The 20923-nt window shown below is 61.5% G+C and carries 13 protein-coding genes; 2 read left to right on the top strand and 11 right to left on the bottom strand.

Features of this window, described 5'->3' with window-relative positions; genetic code table 11:
* Positions 1 to 11 precede the first annotated feature (11 nt).
* Positions 12 to 2180: a phosphatidylinositol-specific phospholipase C gene (locus GT571_RS06860; protein WP_161156265.1), complete on the top strand. Its 2169-nt coding sequence runs from the start codon at positions 12 to 14 to the stop codon at positions 2178 to 2180.
* Between the two features lie 92 nt (positions 2181 to 2272).
* On the opposite strand, the gene GT571_RS06855 is transcribed toward GT571_RS06860, so the two are convergent.
* Entirely contained in the window at positions 2273 to 2542 is a 270-nt protein-coding gene (locus tag GT571_RS06855; RefSeq protein ID WP_161156262.1) for a hypothetical protein, read from the bottom strand.
* Between the two features lie 194 nt (positions 2543 to 2736).
* Entirely contained in the window at positions 2737 to 4107 is a 1371-nt protein-coding gene (locus tag GT571_RS06850) for a TFIIB-type zinc ribbon-containing protein (protein ID WP_161156260.1), read from the bottom strand.
* Positions 4108 to 4325: 218 nt separating this feature from the next.
* Here GT571_RS06850 and GT571_RS06845 point away from each other — a divergent pair, with 218 nt between their 5' ends.
* Positions 4326 to 5507 (top strand): cation diffusion facilitator family transporter, encoded by a 1182-nt coding sequence (locus GT571_RS06845; protein ID WP_161156258.1) that lies wholly within the window; start codon positions 4326 to 4328, stop codon positions 5505 to 5507.
* A 12-nt stretch (positions 5508 to 5519) separates the two neighbouring features.
* Here GT571_RS06845 and GT571_RS06840 read toward each other — a convergent pair whose 3' ends face one another.
* The 9 genes from GT571_RS06840 to dnaE all read right to left on the bottom strand — a co-directional run bounded on the left by GT571_RS06840 (position 5520) and on the right by dnaE (position 20794).
* Entirely contained in the window at positions 5520 to 6509 is a 990-nt protein-coding gene (locus GT571_RS06840; RefSeq protein ID WP_161156256.1) for a hypothetical protein, read from the bottom strand.
* A 179-nt stretch (positions 6510 to 6688) separates the two neighbouring features.
* Positions 6689 to 8356, bottom strand: a complete 1668-nt coding sequence (locus GT571_RS06835; RefSeq protein WP_117778469.1) for a formate--tetrahydrofolate ligase — start codon at positions 8354 to 8356, stop codon at positions 6689 to 6691.
* Positions 8357 to 8500: 144 nt separating this feature from the next.
* Positions 8501 to 9568 (bottom strand): Holliday junction branch migration DNA helicase RuvB, encoded by a 1068-nt coding sequence (gene ruvB, locus GT571_RS06830; protein WP_117639770.1) that lies wholly within the window; start codon positions 9566 to 9568, stop codon positions 8501 to 8503.
* A complete protein-coding gene (gene ruvA, locus GT571_RS06825; RefSeq protein WP_055250934.1) occupies positions 9568 to 10188 on the bottom strand; it encodes a Holliday junction branch migration protein RuvA in 621 nt (206 codons plus the stop codon). The genes ruvB and ruvA overlap by 1 nt, the downstream gene beginning before the upstream one ends.
* Positions 10188 to 10709, bottom strand: a complete 522-nt coding sequence (ruvC, locus tag GT571_RS06820) for a crossover junction endodeoxyribonuclease RuvC (RefSeq protein WP_035137351.1) — start codon at positions 10707 to 10709, stop codon at positions 10188 to 10190. Before ruvC ends, ruvA begins: the two co-directional genes overlap by 1 nt.
* Positions 10710 to 10846: 137 nt before the next feature.
* Positions 10847 to 12832, bottom strand: a complete 1986-nt coding sequence (locus tag GT571_RS06815; protein ID WP_161156255.1) for an NAD(+) synthetase — start codon at positions 12830 to 12832, stop codon at positions 10847 to 10849.
* Positions 12833 to 12949: 117 nt separating this feature from the next.
* Positions 12950 to 13312, bottom strand: coding sequence for a desulfoferrodoxin family protein (locus GT571_RS06810; protein ID WP_161156252.1), 363 nt, complete (start codon positions 13310 to 13312; stop codon positions 12950 to 12952).
* Positions 13313 to 13478: 166 nt separating this feature from the next.
* Positions 13479 to 16952 carry a DEAD/DEAH box helicase gene (locus tag GT571_RS06805; protein ID WP_161156250.1) on the bottom strand — a complete coding sequence of 1158 codons (3474 nt, stop codon included), beginning with the start codon at positions 16950 to 16952 and terminating at the stop codon, positions 13479 to 13481.
* 38 nt (positions 16953 to 16990) lie between these two features.
* On the bottom strand, positions 16991 to 20794 hold the full coding sequence (dnaE, locus tag GT571_RS06800) for a DNA polymerase III subunit alpha (protein ID WP_161156248.1): 3804 nt from the start codon (positions 20792 to 20794) through the stop codon (positions 16991 to 16993).
* Between the last annotated feature and the right edge of the window lie 129 nt (positions 20795 to 20923).

Here is a 20923-nt window from a genome sequence, read left to right as displayed (position 1 = left end):
CTATCCGCACCTTGCTCAATTTCGAAGAGCATAAAAAGACGGGCTACAGCATTTGGTCGGTCGACGACGACTCGGACAAAGATGGAAAGGTCATCCACGTATGGGGCGGCGAGTATGACAACAAGCCCAGCCGCGCTTTTGCGTTCGAGCGTCAATCAAACGGAACCTATATCATCCGAGACCGCACGGTCGAGAAAGAAACCGAGAAAAAAGACATTAAGTACCTGGCAATAGAATCGAACGGCGAAGACCAGGACAACAATAAGATCTGCCATAAGAGTAAGAGCATTCCGTGGGAGCTCGAACTTATCGGTTACGACATGAAAAAGAACGATGCCACGGTTAGCAGCCTCGACTGGATCACGTACAGCAGCTACGTCGATGGGCCATGTTGGATGAAATACGTCGACGACAACAAGTTCCTCGACGAGCTGAGCATCCCGGGTACGCACGATTCGGGCACCTGCAGCGTGGACAACGACACTGAGCCCCAATCCTCGCAAGTAAAATGCCAGCAGGATTACATTCCCACGCAGTTGCTCGAAGGCATTCGCTATTTTGATATCCGGCTCGGAAAGGGCGACGACCCCGGTATCGACCACGGGGATTACTACCTGCTCAAAAAAGACGCGTACTTTATGCATCTTTCCGATGTCATAGGCTACTTCAAAACGTTTTTGAACGAAAACCCGACAGAAGCGCTCATCATGCTTGTATCACGAGGCAACGACGAGGCTACCGACGAAAGTGTTACGACGGCTTTCGCCAAGGTTTTGGACGACAACCCCAAACTGTTCTATACGTCGAGCCGAATCCCCACGCTACACGAGGTGCGCGGAAAGATCGTTCTGCTGCGTCGATTTAGGCTCGCCGGCAACAGTGTAAGCGGCCACACGTGGGGCCTCGACCTTACCGAATGGGATGACAAGATCAAGGCTCACTCCGACAGCGCCACTATGTGTCTCGTCCAAGACGCGCGGGGCTTTGAAGCCGCGGGGGAAACAGGCGACAAAGAGCCCTATTGCACCAAGGTATACGCCCAGGACAAGTACAAACTCACGGGAACCGACAAGCTCAGCTGGGTCGATAATGCGCTGAAGGAAACGACCGGGCGCACGCGCAACGAGGTAGATGTCGAGGACGATAACGGGGCCAAGGAGCAAGTCCTGGAGCGCTGCTGGTCTATCAACTACACCAGCTGCACGGGCTTGTCGCACGGAGGCAATCCTTTTACCTCGGCACGAGTAGTCAACGAGCATCTGTATAAGAGCCCGTACATCAACCCCAGCGGCACCGAGGATACAAAGTCAGATTACCTCAAGCACATTGGCATCATCGCATCCGACTTTGTTGATGCGGCGCTGGCCCGGAGCATCTACCAGCGCAATTACGATACGGAGCACAAGCAGACGGCTTCGTACTATCTCCCGTACTATCTCCCGACCCGCATGCGCATGACGTACGGCGACTCGCTGAGCGATGCCTCATTCCAGGATGGCAAGACCGTTGGCGAGGGTCATTTCCGCCTTGCCGACAGCAGCAACGCGCTCAACGCGACAGCTTCGGGCCATGCGTTTGCCATTGAATACGTGGATGTCGACGCCCTGGGCAACGAGACCGTTACGGGGCTGCAGGGCTCTGTGCCCATCGATATCGATCCACGCGCGCTGACGCCCCATTTTGAGGGACTCGAAGGCCTTAAGGCCGGCGAAGACGTGCGCGCCAAGATTGCGGCATCACTCGAGGGCAAGCTCGAAACCGATGCCTGCACGGCCCAGCTCGAGTTTGTGCACGACGCGAACGGCGCTCCGGGCACGGCAATGGCCGAGGGCGAAACATTTGCCGCAGGAACGTACTGGGTGCGCGTGAACGGTCTCTTGGGCGACGCGGCGCAGAACTACACGCTCGCCAGCGACGGAGCCGCAAGCTTTACCGTAGCGGCCTCGGGCAGTGCAGGCGGCACCGGCGCCGGCAACGGCAGCGGCACGGGTTCCAACGCAGACAGCGCTGATAAGAATGGTAAGGGCAACAAGGGCAAGGGCTCGGGCGGAAAGCTCGCCAACACGGGCGACGGTTCCGGCATTGCCGCCGGGCTCGCCGCTGCCGCCATGGCGACGACAGTCGCCGGCGCAGCAATGCTTGCCAGTGACCGCGACAATACCGAGGACGTTAACGAATAGGCAAGCCAGTTTTTTGGGCGCATCAACTCAATCGGGGCGCAGAATACCGTTCTGCGCCCCGATTTTTACCTTAGCCCGAACGCCGTTATCGGCTACATCACCATGTTCAGTGCATTCACGAACTCCTGAGCTTGGGAGCGGCTGCTCAGGCTAAAGACACAAGCAGTCAACAGCCTGTTACGTAGGAAAACGTCGCGACCCTTGATCCTGTTGACCCCCGTGATGTCCTTAAGATAGACAATCTCGGTGTGCTTGCCACCAAAAGTGCCCTTCTTGAGCACCTCAATACGGTTGGGGTAGATCTTGACGTCTTTAGACCTACCCGAACCTTTGTCCTGAAACAGCAAGGTGTTGTTGTCCATGCGTGCCACTCCCATGGGGTTCGTTAAAACTGTCTCTATGGTCATATTTTAGTCACTTCGGGAATCCTGCACGAAGGCGCTAGGCGACATTGGAATTCGAGTCCGCGCGAGGACTTTTAATGAAGTGCCCGGCACTTCCCCGCAACACAAAAACGGGGCAGTCCGCAGGAGTGCGGACTGCCCCGTTCCTCTAACTATCGCATCGCAGCGCCAACCGGCTGCGCTTCCCTACTTCCCAAAATCGCGCCGAACAGGCCCTTGCGTTTGGGCTTCTCCTCTCGGTAAGAACCCTCCGCCGCCGCTGCCACTTGGCGCGGTTGCTCGCCGCCTCCACGGCGCACGATCTGGTACAGAAACGGCGATTTAACGTATTTGACCTCGATGGGCGCGGCATGCACGGTACTTTCGCCGGACAGATGTAGACTCGGATTGAGCGACGCCACCACATGCGTCTCGCGCTTGTCGCTAAACACCACCGCTGCCGCGCGGCTCGTCTGGCCGTTTACGGCAATGCGCACCTGCTCGCCATCGCGGCTGTCCGTCGCCGGACGATCGACAAAGTACACCGGCACCATCACCAGGCCGTCCTTATGCTTGCGGGCCTTGCGCGCCCAAGTGCGGATGCTCTTTTTATTGAGCCCCAGCACCGCCTCGGCATCGTTGCCGGCAATGTCGAGCGCCAACTTATCAATGACCACCTGGTCCTTGGTAGCCGCATCGACGGAGACAACGCGAAAGTCACCTTCCTGCATGGCCGGGTCAAACGGCCCAACCTTGGCAAAGTCCCACGGCTCCAAAATGCCCATGAGGCGAACGTCCAGGTAGTTTGCCCTGGGGTATGCCCAGTCGAGCACCTCGTAGTACACCAGGGTTTCCTTGCTCAAGCCCTTGCCCGGGAAGCTCGCCATCATGCGCAGGTCCGCCAGCGCCATGGGGAAATAGAAGAGCATCATGTCGTTTTGGATCGCGTCTTCCACGTCGTGCCCGGCAAAGGCATCCGGGTACTGACGCACCAGCTGCAGCGCGTTGGCACGCGCCTGCTGCGGCGAGATTTCGCAGGGAATACCCTGCTCAGGTACATACTCCGCACCAACGCCCATGGTCAGGCGCTTGCTGAAGGTACCGGGCTTGAGCAGGTCGGCAATGCCGATCTTGTTGCCGCAGGACGGGCACTCAAACACACGCTGCGTTGATTCGCCCTCAAAGGACGCTCCGCAGAAGGGGCAAGGAATGCTCACATGCGTGGCCTCTTGGAACTCCTGCGCCGTGCCGCGATCCTCCCACAGCAGATGTTCCAGGACCGACTGACTGCGCCAGTGCGAATTAAAGAAATACCAGTCCGGGTCCTCCGGGCGCTCGAGTTGCGACACATGCGTGAGCTTGAGCAGTCCATCCACCACCGTCAACGGCGTATGGCGAATGCCCAAAGCGCTCTTGGGCTCTCCGGCGTCCGCCTGCCACGGAACCACCGTGCCGCAATAGGCGCACTCAAAGCTGCGCTTAGCCTGGTGCGAGTACATAGGGCCGCCGCAGTTTTGACATTTAATGGCAAACATCTCGTCCATGGAAACGTCCTCCTTTGCACAGGGACTGTCGACATTAAGTATGTCGAGCAAACAGACACATGCCCATACCCATGTGGCCCAAAATGGACCACCCAGGCAGACGAGAAGGCTCGCTCGTTAGCACCGGCAGACTATTGCTGCATTTTCTGAGCATCGGTGCACGGCGCCCCCGCGCGAGCTACACTATCCCCTTAAACATGATTGTGAGGACGACCGCTATGCTATTTGTAAATCGGCTGGTACATACGCTTGTTCCCGGCAGCGAGAGCGAGCCGGTCGATGCATCTTGCCGCACCAACGCGGGCTTTTCCGCAAGCCTCGTCTGCATTGGCCTCAACATCACTCTGTGCCTGGCCAAGGGCATCGCGGGCCTGCTCGCCGGCTCTGTCTCGCTCATCGCCGACGCCTTCAACAACCTCTCCGACGCCTCGAGCAACATCGTGAGCCTGCTCGGGTTCCGCCTTGCCAGCCGCCCGGCAGACGAAGGCCACCCCTATGGCCACGGCCGCTACGAGTACCTAGCCGGTCTGTTCGTCGCCGTCCTGGTTTGCGCCGTCGGCATCAACCTGATCCTCGAGTCGGTTACCAAGATCATCAAGCCCTCCCCCACCGCCTACACGCTGGTCTCCCTAGCCGCTCTCGTCTTGTCCATGCTCGTCAAATTCTGGATGGCCGCATTCAACCGCGCGCTGGGCAACCGTATCGATTCCGAAACACTCATTGCCACAGCACAGGACTCCAAAAACGACGTCATCACCTCGGGTTCGGTCTTGATGGCGGCGCTTATTTCGCAGACGACCGGCTTTGACCTCGATGGCTGGGCAGGCCTGGGTGTGGGCATCTTCATCTGCATCAGCGGCATGGGCCTAGTGCGCGACGCCATCAGCCCGTTGCTGGGACAAGCGCCCGACCCCAAGCTCGTCCAGGCAATCCGCGACAAGATCATGTCCTATCCGCAGGTCTTGGGCACACACGACCTCATGGTGCACGACTACGGCCCCGGTCGTCAGTTTGCCAGCGCCCACGTGGAGATGCCCGGCGAGGGCGACGCGTTTGAGCACCACGAGATTTTGGACACCATCGAGCACGACATCAAGCGCCAAATGGGCATCGATATCACGCTGCACTGCGACCCTATCGCCACCACCGGCGACGACCTGCGCGGCTGGGTCAAGCGCGGCGTCATGCAGATCGACCCCGCGCTTTCCATCCACGACCTGCACGAGCACGACGGGTTCGTTTCGTTTGACCTGGTGCGTCCCGACGGCTTTGACATATCCGACGAGGAGCTCCTGGAGCTCGTCACGCGCATCGTGCACGAGCGCCGGCCCGACGTCTCGTGCGTCGTCACATTTGATTCGGGCTTTAGCTCGCCCGAGCGTCCGGCCGAGCAGCTGTAGCCCGCTTAACAGCTAGTTTCCCTGCGCGCCCGAGATGCCGTTTTGTAGGGCGTTCCAGGCATCCGTCGCCATGTCGCCCAAGTTCTGAGCGGTGTCGCCCAGGTTCTGAGCCGTATCACCCAGCTCTTGGGCCTTATCCCCAAGCTCCTGTGCCTTGTTGCTCAAGTCCTCCAGCGTATTGGAGCTCGAGCTGTCGGTACCGCTTTGGCCGTCGGACGAGTTGCCCGAGCTGTTCTTGTGCGTGAGCTGAATTTCGAGGTTGCCGCTGTCGTTATAGTAAGCAGAAGTAACGACCCAGTTGGCATCGACGACGGGCGTTGAGCCATCATCAGTCAGGACCACGGCATTCGAAAGATCGACGCCGCGCGACTTGAGGATCTTCTTGGCGTTGGACCAGTACTGCCCCGGGATATCGCTCAGATCGACGGTGCTAGACGAGGCGGACTCGGTTTGCTCGGCAGTAGTATCGGCCGTTGAACTCCCTCGCTTGTTGAGCATGCCCGACACGATGGCAAACACAACCGACAGCGCAAAGAAAATCGCCAGCACGATGAGGATCTTCTTGATCACGCTCGACGAACGCGACGGCTTCTTCTCCTCGTCCTCGCCATATTGCGGAATCGACTTGGGGTACTCGCGATACGGCTCGCGCGACTCGTAGCGAGGCTGCGCCGTGCGAGGCATATACGTCGTCTGCTGAGGCTGCGGAATGGGATTCTGTGGCAGGTCATCATAGGGATTCGGCGTCGAGGCGGCATAAGAATCCTGCGGCGCGTAATCAAACGGGTCCGGAGCTGCGTTGCCATAGGAGCCTTGCGAAGATGCAGCGTAAGAATCCTGCGCCGTGTCGCCATAGCCCATAACCCGGGTGGGCTCGGCAGAAGGCTGCGTCGCGGCGGGGTCGGTATATCCGGGGTTGGGAACAACGCGGGTCGCATCGGCGCTATCGCCAGCCTGCGCGGAACCGTAGCCGCCCATCACGGTTGTCTTGTCCTGATCCATGCAACGATTCCTTTCCGTCGCGCGTGAGCATCAAGTTATCCATGCATTCTACCCGCGCAAAAGCCTATGATGGGCAGAGCCCGTCGGTATCTACAAGACATGCGCGGGCCTAAGGATAAAAAAGCCCCGCCGGGCCTTGTGGGCACGGCGGGGCGGACAAGCAGCTATGGGCAGCAGGCTTAGAACAGGCCGGTGATGTTGCCGTCGTTGTCGACGTCGATGTTCTCGGCCGCAGGGACCTTGGGCAGGCCCGGCATGGTCAGAACACTGCCAGTCAGTGCGACCACAAAGTGGGCACCGGCGGAAACCTTGAGCTCGCGCACCGTGATGCGGAAGTTCTCGGGAGCGCCCAGGGCCTTGGCGTTGTCGCTAAAGCTGTACTGCGTCTTGGCCACGCACACCGGCAGGTTGCCAAAGCCGTTCTCGCGCAGCTCGGCGAGCTGGCGCTTGGCGGCCGGCGTAAAGTCAACACCGTCGGCGCGGTAGACCTTGGTGGCAATGGCCTCAAGAGCGTCGGCCACATCGGCGCCGTCCTCATAGGCAAACTTGAGCTCGCTCGGCTGCTCAATCAGACGCATGACCTCATCGGCAAGCTCGAGCGCGCCCTCGCCGCCCTTGGCCCAGACCTCGGAAAGCTTAACGTTGACGCCGAGCTTCTGGCACTCGGACTCGATGAGCGCAAGCTCGGCCTCGGTGTCCGTCGGGAAGCGGTTGATGGCGACCACGCAGGGCAGACCATAAACGTTCTGGATGTTGTCGACGTGACGCAGCAGGTTGGGCATGCCGGCCTTGAGTGCCTCGAGGTTCTCCTCGTTGAGGTCGGCCTTGGCGACGCCACCGTTGTACTTCAGCGCACGAGCGGTCGCGACGACCACGACGGCGCTGGGGCGAACGCCCGTCATACGGCACTTGATGTCGAGGAACTTCTCGGCACCCAGATCGGCACCGAAGCCGGCCTCGGTAATGGCAACATCGCCAAAGCGCATCGCCATACGCGTGGCCATGATAGAGTTGCAGCCGTGGGCGATGTTGGCGAAGGGGCCGCCGTGGACAAACGCGGGCGTGCCCTCGAGCGTTTGCACCAGGTTGGGCTTGAGCGCGTCCTTAAGCAACGCGGCCATGGCACCCTGGGCCTTAAGGTCGCGGGCACGGACAGGCTCGCCGGCAAAGCTGTAGCCGACGACGATCTCGCCCAGGCGCTCCTTGAGGTCGCTGATGCTCGTAGACAGGCACAGGATTGCCATGACCTCGGAGGCGACGGTGATATCGAAGCCGTCCTCGCGCGGCACGCCCTGGGCCTTACCGCCAATACCGTCGATGACGTGGCGCAGCTGACGGTCGTTCATATCGACGACGCGCTTCCAAGTGATGCGTTTAACGTCGATGCCAAGCTGGTTGCCCTGCTGGATGTGGTTATCAAGCATGGCGGCCAGCAGGTTGTTGGCAGCACCGATGGCATGGAAGTCGCCGGTAAAGTGCAGGTTGATATCCTCCATGGGGATCACCTGAGCCCAGCCGCCGCCGGCAGCACCGCCCTTAACACCAAAGACGGGGCCGAGCGAAGGCTCGCGCAGGGCCACGGCACTCTTGACGCCGCGACGACGCAGGCCATCGGCCAGACCGATGGTCGTGGTGGTCTTGCCCTCGCCCGCAGGCGTTGGGTTGATAGCGGTCACGAGGACGAGCTTGGCCTGGTGATCGGTCGGCTCGTTGAGCAGTGAATAGTCGACCTTAGCCTTGTCGAAGCCGTACGGAATAAGGTGCTTAACGTCGACGCCGGCGTTCTTGGCCACCTCGGTAATAGGCAGCGGCGTGACAGAACGTGCGATTTCGATGTCAGTAGGCATGGGCGGTCCTTTCGTTACCGAATGAGAAAAAGACCAATTCAGCATAGCACGGGCGCGCAATAGTAAAACGCCCATAACCGATGAACGGCGATATGTTTACCCGATGCCCGGCGATAGCCCAACAGCCCGCCAAAACAAAGCGCCCTAAACGGTAGGTTCAATCCCCAGGTGCTCAAAGGTGCGCAGGGTTGCCTGACGGCCCTGCGGCGTACGAATCATCAACCCGCACTGCAGCAAATAGGGCTCATAGACATCCTCGAGCGTGCCCGGGTCCTCGCCCACCGCGCTGGCAAGGGTCGTAAGTCCCACGGCACGACCGGAGAACGTCTTGGCAAGCGTCTCCAAGATACGAATATCCATCCAGTCCAGGCCGAGCTCGTCGATCTCGAAGAACTCGAGCGCCTGGCGACAGATATCGAGCTCGATGGGACCGTTGCCGCGCACCTGTGCGTAATCGCGCACGCGCTTGAGCAGGCGGTTGGCAAGACGCGGCGTGCCGCGCGAACGCGAGCCGATCTCAAGTGCACTGGGATGGTCGATCGCCACGCCCAGAATAGTTGCCGAGCGCGTCACAATCTGCGCGAGCTCTTCGACCGTGTAGTAATCCAGGCGATATGAAATGCCAAAGCGGTCGCGCAACGGGCCGGTCAACATGCCTGAGCGGGTCGTTGCTGCTACCAGCGTAAACTTGGGGATATCCAGGCGAATCGAGCGCGCCGCCGGACCCTTGCCAATCACGATATCGAGGGCAAAGTCCTCCATCGCGGGGTACAGGACTTCCTCGACCGAACGGTTGAGGCGGTGGATCTCGTCGATAAACAGCACATCACCCGGCTGCAAGTTGGTAAGGATGGCCGCCAGGTCGCCCGTACGCGCGATGGCCGGGCCACTCGTCGTTTTTATCTGAGCGCCCAACTCGTTGGCGATTACGGTGGCCAGCGTGGTCTTGCCCAGGCCCGGAGGACCCGAGAAGATCACGTGGTCGAGCGTCTCCCCACGGCTCTGCGCCGCTTCGATCAACACGCGCAGGCTCTGCTTGATATGCTCCTGGCCGCAGTAATCGTCCAGGCGCTGGGGGCGCAAAGTGCGATCGACATCGAGGTCCTCGGCCGTCAGCTCCGAGCCCACCATGCGCTCGCCGTGCGCCATGGATGCCGCCGGCGAGTTGCCGGGCGTCGCCCACAGGTCCTGAGAGTCATCGGCTTCCCACATCACGCATCCATTCCGAGTCGCTTAAGCGCCGCGCCGAGCAGATCCTCGACACGCATATCCTGCCCATCATACCCGCTCAGAGCGACATCGGTCTCCTGCGGGCTAAAGCCCATGGAAAGGAGTGCCGCACGGGCGTCATCGATCGCCGAAGGAGCGGCGGCGGGCACGGGCATCGCAACCTGACCGGGGATCGCATCGACCGGCACAAAGCCCTTGTCCTTGGCAAAGGTGCTCTTGAGCTCCAAGATGAGGCGCTGGGCGGTCTTTTTGCCCACGCCGGGCACCTTGGCCATGCCCTTGTCGTCCTCGGCCATCACCAGGGAATACAGCTGTCCCACGGTATAGGTGGAAAGTACGGCGAGCGCCAAGCGCGGGCCAACGCCCGAGACGGACACAAGCCGGTCGAACATCGTGCGCTCATCCTTAGAGGAAAAACCGAAAAGTGTCATGGCGTCCTCGCGCACCTGCATACGGGTATAGAGGCGCACCTCACCGCCGGGCGTAGGCAGCGTGGCCGCAGTGCCGCCAGAAATGCCGAGTTCAAAGCCAACGCCCGACACGTCGACGACAGCAGAGCTCATCGTGGCCTCGACAAGCGTTCCGTGGAGCTGGGAAATCATCAGTATCCGGTTCCTCTCTGTTGATAGAACTCGCCACCGGTGAGGGCGCGGGTGCGGCTGAGGTTTACGTGGCAGATGGCGCAAGCCAGGGCATCGGCGGCATGGTCGGGATGAGGGTCGTGGTCGAGCTGCGTGAGCGTGCGCACCATGTAGGCGACCTGCCGCTTGTCCGCGGCGCCGGTACCCACCACAGCCTGCTTGATCTGCATAGGCGTGTACTCGCCGATCTCGAGCGCGCACTCCGAAAGCGCCACGAGCGCGGCACCGCGGGCATGTGCCGTGGGGATTGCCGAGCGGACATTAGCGCCAAAGTAGATGCTCTCGATAGCAGCAGTATCGGGTCGATAACGCTCCACGACGCCCTTGAGGTCGCGGGCGATATGCGACAGGCGCACCGCGAGCGGACTACCCGCGCTGGTCTCGATACAACCGTAGGCACGGCAGCGAACCTCGCCGCGCCGCTCCTCGATAATCCCCCAACCCGTATGGGCCAAACCGGGGTCGATACCCAAAATGACCAAGCCAACCTCCCCTCGTCACAAGTACAGCACAAGGCAAGGCCCCGAGCATCATTCACGAACGTCTGTTCTAGAATAACACAACGGGGCCAAGGTGCTTAGTTGAAGTATCGGGGTTGGGAGCGAATCCCATCCCCAGTTTAGTTCTGCGAGAAGAACGGAAACTGTCGGGGATCAACCGGCGGATGCGGCCTCGGACCACCCTGGGGCCCACCCTGCGGGCCACTCTGGCCGCCCATCATCTTTTCGATGGCATCCTGGACCTCGCCCTCAAACTTCTTCATGCCCTCGTGCAGGCGGCGCTGGCCGTCCTCGGAGCGCAGCTCTTCCATCTGCTCGGGCGAAATACCCAACAGCTCGCCCAATAAGTCCATCATCTCGCCGCGCATACGGCCATTCGTATCGTCGTCGGCAAAGCGTCGCACCTCGGCGCGTGCCAGCGAATCAACCGTCATGCGCTCCTTGCCGTTGAGCCCCAGATCGGACCACGCAAGCATGTACGGCCAGGCGCGCTCGACAAACGAACGGGCCGAGACGATCGGCGCCGTCGGCAGCATGCGGCGGGCGGCCTCGCCCTGACGCACGAGCATCAGCAGCAGCGAGCAAGCCTCGGGCTTGCAGGCGGCCATTGGGATGTCGTCGAAGGGTCGGCTGCGGTCCACGTGCGCCTCGAGCGCGCCATCGACCTCGCCCGGCTCGAGCCCACCGAGCAGCTGCGCCGCGCGATCGAGCATGTCGACCGGACCGGCGAGCGTCGAGAGTGCCTGCGCCAGCACACGATCCATGCAATCCTCCACTGCGTTGAGCGTCACGAGCTCTTGGGGCACCACGGCCGAGGCACGGTTGCGCACGCGTGCCACAAACTCGAGCGTCGACAGATACACATCGCCAAAGGGCGCAAAGTCGCCCTGGTAGCCGCCGGACAGCGCGGGCGCCGCCAGCGCGTACTCGGTCTTGGAAAGCGGGCTCAGCGCCATAGCGCCCAGCTCGAGCGCCGTATCCTCGAGCATCAGGCCCAGCGCACGCGATCGCAGGCGTTCGGCATCGCCCGCCGACACGTCGCGGTCGAGCACGCGCGCCGCATCCGGCGCATCGCGCTCGACGGTGCGAATGTGCAAGCGCTCGGCGATTGAGCGCACGGCAGAACAGCGGGTGGCCTCTGCCTCCTCATGCGCCGGCGTAAAGATGCGATTGCGCCCCAGCACCAGGCCAATCACATTACGCGGACCCAAGGCATCGACGGCAAGCGCCGCAAGCAAAGACGACGGCAAATCACCCTCGAGCGCCACCACGGCGCGCGACGTGCCATGGGCACGGGCGTTATCGCGCACAGCGAGCACCAGCGCCTGCCACAACCACTCCTCGGAACGAAACTCGGGCAGCTCGTGGTCTTCCAAAGCATCGAGCATTACGCCGCGCTGAATTTCCTGAACCAGCAGGCTCTCCTCAAAGCACGGCGCTTGGGCCACCACGCGCCCGCAGTCGTCGAGCACAAACGACCCGCCGGTATACACCGACTCGTCATAGGCACCGACCGGCGCCATGCAGGCAAACCATACGCTGCGCTTGGACGCGATCTTGCGGTAGGCACCGCTGCGAACGGCGGCAATGGCGGCCGTCTCGCGGTCGGTCATATCAAACGCGTTGAACTGAAAATAGGCGATGAGGTCGACGCCGGTCGGCAGCATCTCGAGCTCACGGTTCAGGTCAAACACCACGGCGATGCGCACGCCGTCCACGTCAAACACCGGAGGCGCCCAACGCGCGTCGTTGTTCTCGCCACGCTGCAGGGCAATACTTGCGCGCGCGGGCACCACGCGACCATCTTTGAGCATCATATAGTCAAGCAGGGGCTGGCCCTCAAACGAAACCGCAGAGGGCACGATGCAGATCATGTCGAGCTCTTGGATGCGCTCGGCAACGCCCGTCAGGCCCGTCAGCATATCGTGCTCAAAATCGGCAGCGCCCACCAGGCTGCCCGGCATGGCACCCATAAAGAGCGGGGCCGGAACGCACAGCACGCGCGCGCCGCGCTCATGAGCCAGGCGAGCCTGGTCCTCGATGCGGCCGCAAATGCCCTCGATGTCACCCAGGCGCATATCGATCTGTGCAAGTGCGAGCTTCATGGCCCCGCCCTTTCCGTCTTAAAACGTCGTTGTCGTAGTAAAAGCGCCGGCCGCATAATGCAGCCGGCGCTCGCATGTGCATATGCTAGCTATGATACCCCGAGCGGGGGCGCGCTCCTAGAACGTCGCGGACCACAGCCCATGCAGGTTGCAGTAGGCATAGACGGTACCGGTCTTGGAACCGCCAGCGAAAAACGTCGTGGGCTTCATGCCGGGCTCAAGGTAATGGACCTCCAGGCGGCCCTCGGCCTCAAGCGCGATCCACTCGATGTAGTGCTCGGGCAGCATGGGGTGCTCCGTCGAGCCCACGCGCGCGCGAATGACGTGGCCGTCGCGCTCGATCTCGACAACAGGCACGTGCTTCTCGTGCGCCGCATCCTCGGTGTTTGCCGTCAGCTCCGTGCAGCCGGCAGGGGTCGCAACGCCGTCGCCAAGGGCGGCAACGAGCTTGCCGTCGGAGTCCTTAAAGAATTTCGCCATGATGTTCTCCTTTGCTGATGTGCCAATATTCCTGATGCTTCTTATGCCCAAAGGTAGGCGAACCATCCACGGCATGGCAAATGAACACATATCGAGGGGCTCGGCAGAGTCCAGGGCGCTCAGGCAATTCCGAGTACCTGTCCTGGCACCCATCGGCATGCGCAAGTTAGCGACCGTCGCCACCGAGCAGTGCCAGAACATCCTCGCGCGTGAACAGTGCCGATGAGATGCCATCGCCGCCGAGCACGCTGTTAACCAGATCGCGCTTGGACTCCTGCATCTGCATAATGCGCTCCTCGATCGTGTCCTTGGCGATGAGCTTGTACACGGTCACGGTGTGCTGCTGGCCAATGCGGTGGGCGCGATCGGTCGCCTGGTCCTGCGCGGCCACGTTCCACCACGGGTCGTAGTGGATGACCACGTCGGCAGCCGTCAAATTAAGGCCAACACCGCCCGCCTTGAGCGAAATCAAGAACACCGGCACCTCGCCTGCCTGGAACTGCGCAACCATCTTGGCGCGGCTCTCCTTAGACGAAGCGCCCGTGAGCTTAAGGAAGGCGATGTCCTCCTTAGACAGGCGCTTGCCGATGATATCGAGCATACCCGTAAACTGGCTGAACAACAGGATGCGATGCCCGCCGTCGAGTGCGCCGTGCACGAGCTCCATGCACGTATCGAGCTTGGCGCTCCCCGCCTTGTAATCCTCGTAGTGAAGACGCGGGTCGCAGCAGATCTGGCGCAGCTTGGTGAGCTCGGCGAGCACCTTGAGCTTATCTTTCTTAAACTCCCCGGCCTCGCGGTGCTGCACCTGCTGGGCGATGCGGTCTTGGTTGGCCAGGTAGAGCTTGCGCTGTTCGCCGGCAAGCTGCGCCATCACCGTATCCTCGATCTTCTCGGGCAGGTCGGCCACCACATCTTCCTTGACGCGACGCAGCACAAACGGCGACACGAGCGCCTGCAGACGAGCGGCACTGTCGCCCTCGGCATGTTCGACGGGACTCTCAAAGCGCTTGGCAAATGAGTCGCGCGTGCCCAGAAGACCCGGCATCAAAAAGTCGAAGATACTCCAAAGCTCGGACAGGCGGTTTTCGATGGGCGTTCCCGTCAAGGCAAAGCGCACGCCGGCCGGCAGGCGCTTGGCGGCGCGCGCCACCTGCGTGAGCGGGTTTTTAATGTACTGGGCCTCGTCGAGCACTACGCGGGCAAAGTCCTGCTCGACATATTCGTCGATGTCGCGACGCATGAGGTCATACGACGTCACGACCACGTTGTGCTCGGCGGCACCGGCAATTTGCACGCGACGCTGGGCCTTGGCGCCCACGATGGCACACACATCAAGCGAGGGAGCGAAGCGCTCCAACTCGGCAGCCCAGTTGTACACGAGCGACGCGGGGCATACCACGAGCGTGGGCTTAGCGTCCCCCGCCTCCACGCGCGCCAGGATATGTGCGATCATCTGCAGTGTTTTGCCCAGACCCATATCATCGGCCAAAATGCCGCCAAGGCCCAGATGCTCGAGCGAGCCGAGCCACTGGTAGCCGTCGACCTGATAGCCGCGCAGTGTGGCCTTGAGCGAGGCCGGCACCGTAAAGTCCATCTTGCCGAGCGTGTCCAGGCGTTCAACGGTGCGACGGAATGCAGCGTCGCGATCGGCTTCGAGCTCGGGCGTGCGCGCAAGCATGCTGTCGACGAACAGGGTGCTCGACGCGGGAAGCGACACGCCATCGAGCAGGTCGACGGCATCGACGCCCAAGTCCTCGGCAAGGCCAAACGCGGCGCGCACTCCCTCGTCCAGGCGAATGATGTCGCCCGACGTGAGGCGCGCAAACGTCTGGTGGCGCTTATACGAATCGAGATAGATGGCAAGGTCGGCCGACGAGAGCCCGCTTGCGCCCAGTTCGACGTCGAGCAGGTTACTCTTGACGGTCGCGCGCACCGAAAGCTTGGGCGCGGGGCGCACCGAGATCTGGCGCAGACGATCACTGAGCATGACCTCGCCCAGCTCGGACAAGGCAGACAGGCCCTCGGTCAGCAAGTGGAACAAGCTCTCGTCATCGCGCTCCTCAAACGCCAGGCCGCCCTCGTAGAAATCGAAGTACAGGGCCGCCGTGTCCATAACGCGAAACTCCGCCACCGTATCGCGGGGCGGAACGCCGGGGCGTTGCTCTTCGAAAGGACTACCCGGAGCACCAAGACTAAAGAGATCTGCCGACCAATCACCGTAGGCCACTGTAATCTTGCAGGTCACAAGGCCATCGTCGACGCCAATCGCCATGGCAAAGCTCGGCTCGGGCGCCACGGCATCGAGCGCGGCGGGGGCGGTCAGGTCGGTGTAGTCGCGCAAGATAGGCAGCGCCATGCGGCAGAACTCGCCCACCTGGTCGGCGGCGATATGGACCGGCGTGCGGCAGGGCAACAAGCGCGACAGGAACGGTGCCGCATGCTGGGCAAACGCCGTGTCGGTACGGCGCGCGCGGCGCGTATCGACCAGATAGGCTGCGTCACCAGCGACAAAGCAGTACATATCGGCCGGAAGGCGCAGGTCATAGCTGCCTCCCGCCGCCGGTGCAATCTTGGCGGCAAGGAGCGGCGGGCGCTTGGCCGGGACTTCGCCCTCCCCCTGCGGCGACGGCTCGACCGCCACCTCGTAGGCGCGATGCGTCGTCGTCCCCCGCGACCAAGCAGGCTCAAAGGACAGGGTCCTGCCACACAGCAGGTCCAGCACGGACACGATGGAATACTCGGATACCGGCAACTGACGCTCGGCGACAAAACCGCTGCGGGCAAAGTCATACGATGCCGAGCGCGAGCTCGTAATATCGCCTAGGTAGGCGACCGTCATTGCGATAAAGTCGAGCAGCTTTGTCGACACGTCATCGAACGCCTCGGGCACATGGACAAACGTAAGCTTCTTACCATAGGAGAACGTACCGCCGCGCACATAGGCATCGGCCATGCCGTCGATATCCTTAACCACGTAGGACACCGAACCGCAGCGAATGCGAAACTCAAGCGCCCAGTTAAAGCGATCGGCAAACAGCGGATTGTAGTACGGCACCAGCGAGGGCTCCAGCACCGCTTTGGGCGCATCGGGGTCAATGGTGCCGGCGAGCTTGCGACGCATGGCCACGAGCTCATCCATGCGCGCGTCCGAAAGATCGGAAAGCGCCGCCACAAGGCTTGGGCTCGTGGGGACGGGCGCCGGGAAGGGAAAGTTGGGATTGACCGCAGATGCGGTGGGCGCGGGACGGGCGGGCTGCTTGGACTGTGCGGGCGGTACCGTAAACGTGCGGACCGGCGTGCGCAAACCCTCGACGGGCTCGGCGCCGCTGGCATCCAGATACGCTAGCGCCGTGGCGATGGCGTGCTTGCACATGCCGGAATAGCGGAAGGCGGCCGGGCAATCGCAATCGTAGTCGATAACCTCGTGCTCGTCCATGTCGAGCGCCACGTGCGTCTTGTACAGGTCGCCGCGCGAGCCGCGCACTGTACCCTCGATGTGCACGTTTTTGGAGAAGCGCGAGCCGGAATCTTCGAACGACAGCACGGCACCGTTGAGCATGAGCGAGCGCCCCTTCATAAAGGTACTGCTGAGCGCCGCCTCCTTACGAAGCGCCTGCACAAACGTCCCCTGTGCCATCACTTCCTCCAATCTCGCGCGGACCAGCAAGGTCGCCCTTAGATCACCGTCACTCTGCCTTGGTTGCCCACGATGGCCTTCGCCTCTGCCAACAACGGAATCGAGCGTGCGTTGACCTTGGCCGGTACCTCGGCACGCAGTACGCGCCCGTCCACCTGCTCGATAAAGATCTCCACGCGGTCGCCGCCCGGGTTGGTGGTAAGCACCGTGGCAAGACGCGCCATATTGCCCTGGCTAAAGCGGTTGTTGGGCACCATGACCTCAAACACCTTGGGCTTGTTGCTCTCCTCGTTGAGCTCAAGCGGCACAATCTCCTGCGCGATGATCTGGTCGCCGCGGTCCGAGCGCTCGAGCTTGCCCTTAATGCGCACAAACGCATCGGACAGCTGTGCACCGGTCTCGGGATCGACCTCGCCGTACAGGTACCCCTCGGCCTCTTTATAGGTCTTGGGGAACACCACGACGGTGGCCTCGCCTTCCATGTCCTCGAGCTGCACGATGCCCATGGGGTCGCCGTTTTTGGTCACGCGCTTGGACACGCTCGAGACCATACCGGCCCACCACAGCGCCTTGCCCTCGGGAATCTCCTGGTTGATGGTACCGCCCGTGGGGTTTTGCACCTCGTAGCCGGTGTCGATCTGCGAGAACGAGAAGTCGCGCGCTTTGCTAAGTGCATACTCAAACGGGCGCAGCGGGTGGTCCGAGACATAGATGCCCAGAACCTCCTTCTCCTGGCTCAGCTTAAGGTGGCGGTCCCACTCCTGGCCATCCGGATCGGGCACGCTCACCTCAAAGCCCGAGCCCTCAACGTCGCCAAACATATCGAAGAACGACGTCTGGCCGCTCGCGCGATCCTTCTGGCGCTTTACCGCGGCGTCGATGATGTTCTCGGGGTTGTTCTTGTCCACAAAGTGCATCATCTGGCGGCGTGGATAGCCCGTGGAGTCGAAGGCGCCTGCCTTGATGAGCGATTCGATCACGCGACGGTTGGCCTGGCTCGAGTCCACGCGCTCGACAAAGTCGTGCAGCGTCTTAAACGGACCGCCCGCCTCGCGCTCGGCGATAATCGCCTGCGCCACGCCGGTGCCCACGCCGCGGATGCCGGCCAGACCAAAGCGCACGCCCTCCTTGGTAGCCGTGAACTCGGTACCGGACTCATTGACATCTGGCGAAAGCACGGGGATGCCGTCGTGACGGCACGCCGAGACGTAATGAACGATCTTGTCGGTCTTGCCCGTGTAGGACGTCAGAACGGCCGCCATGTACTCGTGCGGATAGTGCGCCTTGAGCCACGCCGTCTGCATAACCAGGATGGCGTAGCCGGCGGAGTGCGACTTGTTAAAGGCGTAAGATGCGAACTCGAGAACATCGTCCCAAATCTTCTGGGCGACCTCGCGCGTATAGTTGTTCTTGATAGCGCCGTTCATCCAGTGGTCGTAGGTGGTCTCGTCCGAGCCATCCTCCCAGTGCAGCACCGTCGACGTGAGCAGCTTGATCTTTTTCTTAGCCACGGGTTTACGGATACGCGAGTCCGATTCGCCCTTGGAGAAGCCGCACATCTCGACGGAGATGAGCATAACCTGCTCCTGGTAGACCATGGTGCCGTAGGTTTCGCCCAGGATGTCGTCCAGGCGGTCGTCGTAGGAAACCGCCGGTTCCTTGCCGTTCATACGGTTGATGTAGGACGAGACCATGCCGGCGCCCAGCGGGCCCGGGCGGTACAGAGCGATCAATGCCACGACGTGCTTGTACTCGGTGGGCTTCATGTTCTTGATCGTGGCCGTCATGCCGGCGGACTCGACCTGAAAGACGCCGGCGGTGTGGCCGGAACCCATGAGCTTAAAGATCTCGGGGTCGTCAAAGGGAATCTCTTCCTCTTTGATGTCGATGCCGAAGTTCTTCTTGATGTTTGCCTTTGCCTTGGAGATAACAGTCAGCGTGCGCAGGCCCAAGAAGTCCATCTTGAGCAGGCCCATGTCGGCAACGGTATGGCCCTCGTACTGGGTAATCTCGACGCCGCCCTTGGTGTCGAGCTTGGTGGGCACGTGCTCGTTGACGGGGTCGCGGCAGATCAGAACGGCGCACGCGTGCACGCCCTCGCCACGGGTGAGGCCCTCGATTGAGAGCGCCGTGTCGATGATGCGGCGGGCGTCGTCGTCCTTTTTATATGCCTCGGCAAAATCGGGGTTAAACAGGTCCTCTTTGCCGGGTTGCTTTTCGAGCACCTGCTTGAGCTTGACCTTGGGGTCGCTCGAGACCATCTTGGACAGACGCTGGCCCATGTAGACCGGGTAGTCCAGGACGCGAGCGGCGTCGTTGATGGCCTGCTTGGCCTTGATGGTCGAGTAGGTGATGACGTGGGTGACCTTCTCGGGGCCGTAGAGCTGGCGAACGTGCTCCACGACCTCGAGGCGCCGCTCATCGTCGAAGTCCATATCGATATCGGGCATCTCGGTACGCTGCGGGGACAGGAACCTCTCGAACATCAGGCCGTTCTCGAGCGGATCGAACGCGGTGATGTTCATGGCGTAGGCGACGATAGCGCCGGCAGCCGAGCCACGGCCGGGGCCGACGCCAATGCCGTTGTCCTTGGCCCATTGCACGTACTCGGCAACAATCAAAAAGTAGGCGGCAAAGCCCTTGTCGCAGATGACTTTGTATTCGTACTCAAAGCGCTCTTTGATGTTGACGCCACCGATCTCGCGCGTGGCCCAGTCGTCACCGTAGTGCTGGCGCAGGCCCTTCTCGCACTCGCGGCGGAACTGACTCTCGTGCGTCTCGCCGGGGTCGAGCAACGGGAAGCGCGGCAGGATGATGGAGTCCCAGTCCAGCTCGACGTAGCACTTGTCGGCGATCTCGAGCGTGTTGTCGCAGGCCTCGGGGCAATACGGGAACATCGCCCGCATCTCCTCCTCGGTCTTCATGTAAAACTCCGAGCCAGTCATGCGCATGCGGTTGGGGTCGTCGACCTTGGCGTTCATGCCGATGCACATGATGACGTCCTGCACGGGAGCGTCCTCGCGGCGCAGGTAGTGGAAGTCGTTGGTGGCGATGACCTTGACGCCTACCTGCTTAGCGATGTCGATGAGCGTGCGGTCCATCTGCTCATCGGTCAGGCCGTTGTCGGTGGTGATGCCGTGTTCCTGGATCTCGATATAAAAGTCGCCAGGTTCGAAGGTATCACGGAAGGTCTCGGCCCACTTGATGGCGCCTTCCATGTCGCCGCGATCGATGTATTTGGGAATGATGCCCGCGATGCAGGCGCTGGTACAGATCATGCCCTTGGCGTGGCGGCGCAGGTTGTCGAGCGTCACGCGGGGCTTGTAGTAAAAGCCCTGCACGGCTGCCTCGGAGACCGTCTGCATCAGGTTGACGTAGCCCTCCTGGTCCTTGGCCAGAAGGATCATGTGGTAGAGCTCGGGCTTATGGTCGCGGGCAAGGGTCTCGTCCGGCGTAAAGTAGACCTCGCAGCCAAAGATGGGCTTGATGACCAGGGGCGGCTTGAGCTCGTCGATGTTGCCCTTCTCGTCCCACATGGCCATGTCCTTCACATACTGGGCATGCTCGCGCGGGTTTTCCTCGGGATCGGGCTCCACCAGCTCGTCGCGGCGATCCTTTTCCAAGAAGGCCTTGTCGTGGCTCCAGGTTTTGTACTCGGGCGTGTTGTGGTTGACGGCGTCGCAGGCCAGCGCCAGGTCGGGCACGCCATACATGTAGCCGTGGTCGGTAATGGCGACGGCGGGCATGCCCAGCTCAACGGCACGATTGACCATATCCTGGATACGGGTTGCGCCGTCGAGCATGGAGAAAACAGTGTGATTGTGCAGATGGACAAATGCCATGTGATGAGCTCCGATGCGGGTTCGTGTTCTGACTGAACGATTTTACCCCACGGCACGGACAGCACCCGAACCTAGCCAAACCCACACGGCTACTCACGCAGTTGCGGTGAAATGCGGACTGTTTGGCGG

It is taken from the genome of Collinsella aerofaciens (genome assembly GCF_009876115.1).
Classification (GTDB): domain Bacteria; phylum Actinomycetota; class Coriobacteriia; order Coriobacteriales; family Coriobacteriaceae; genus Collinsella; species Collinsella aerofaciens_N.
Note: the sequence above shows the minus strand (reverse complement) of the source record. Positions and strands in the feature narration are given on the sequence as shown.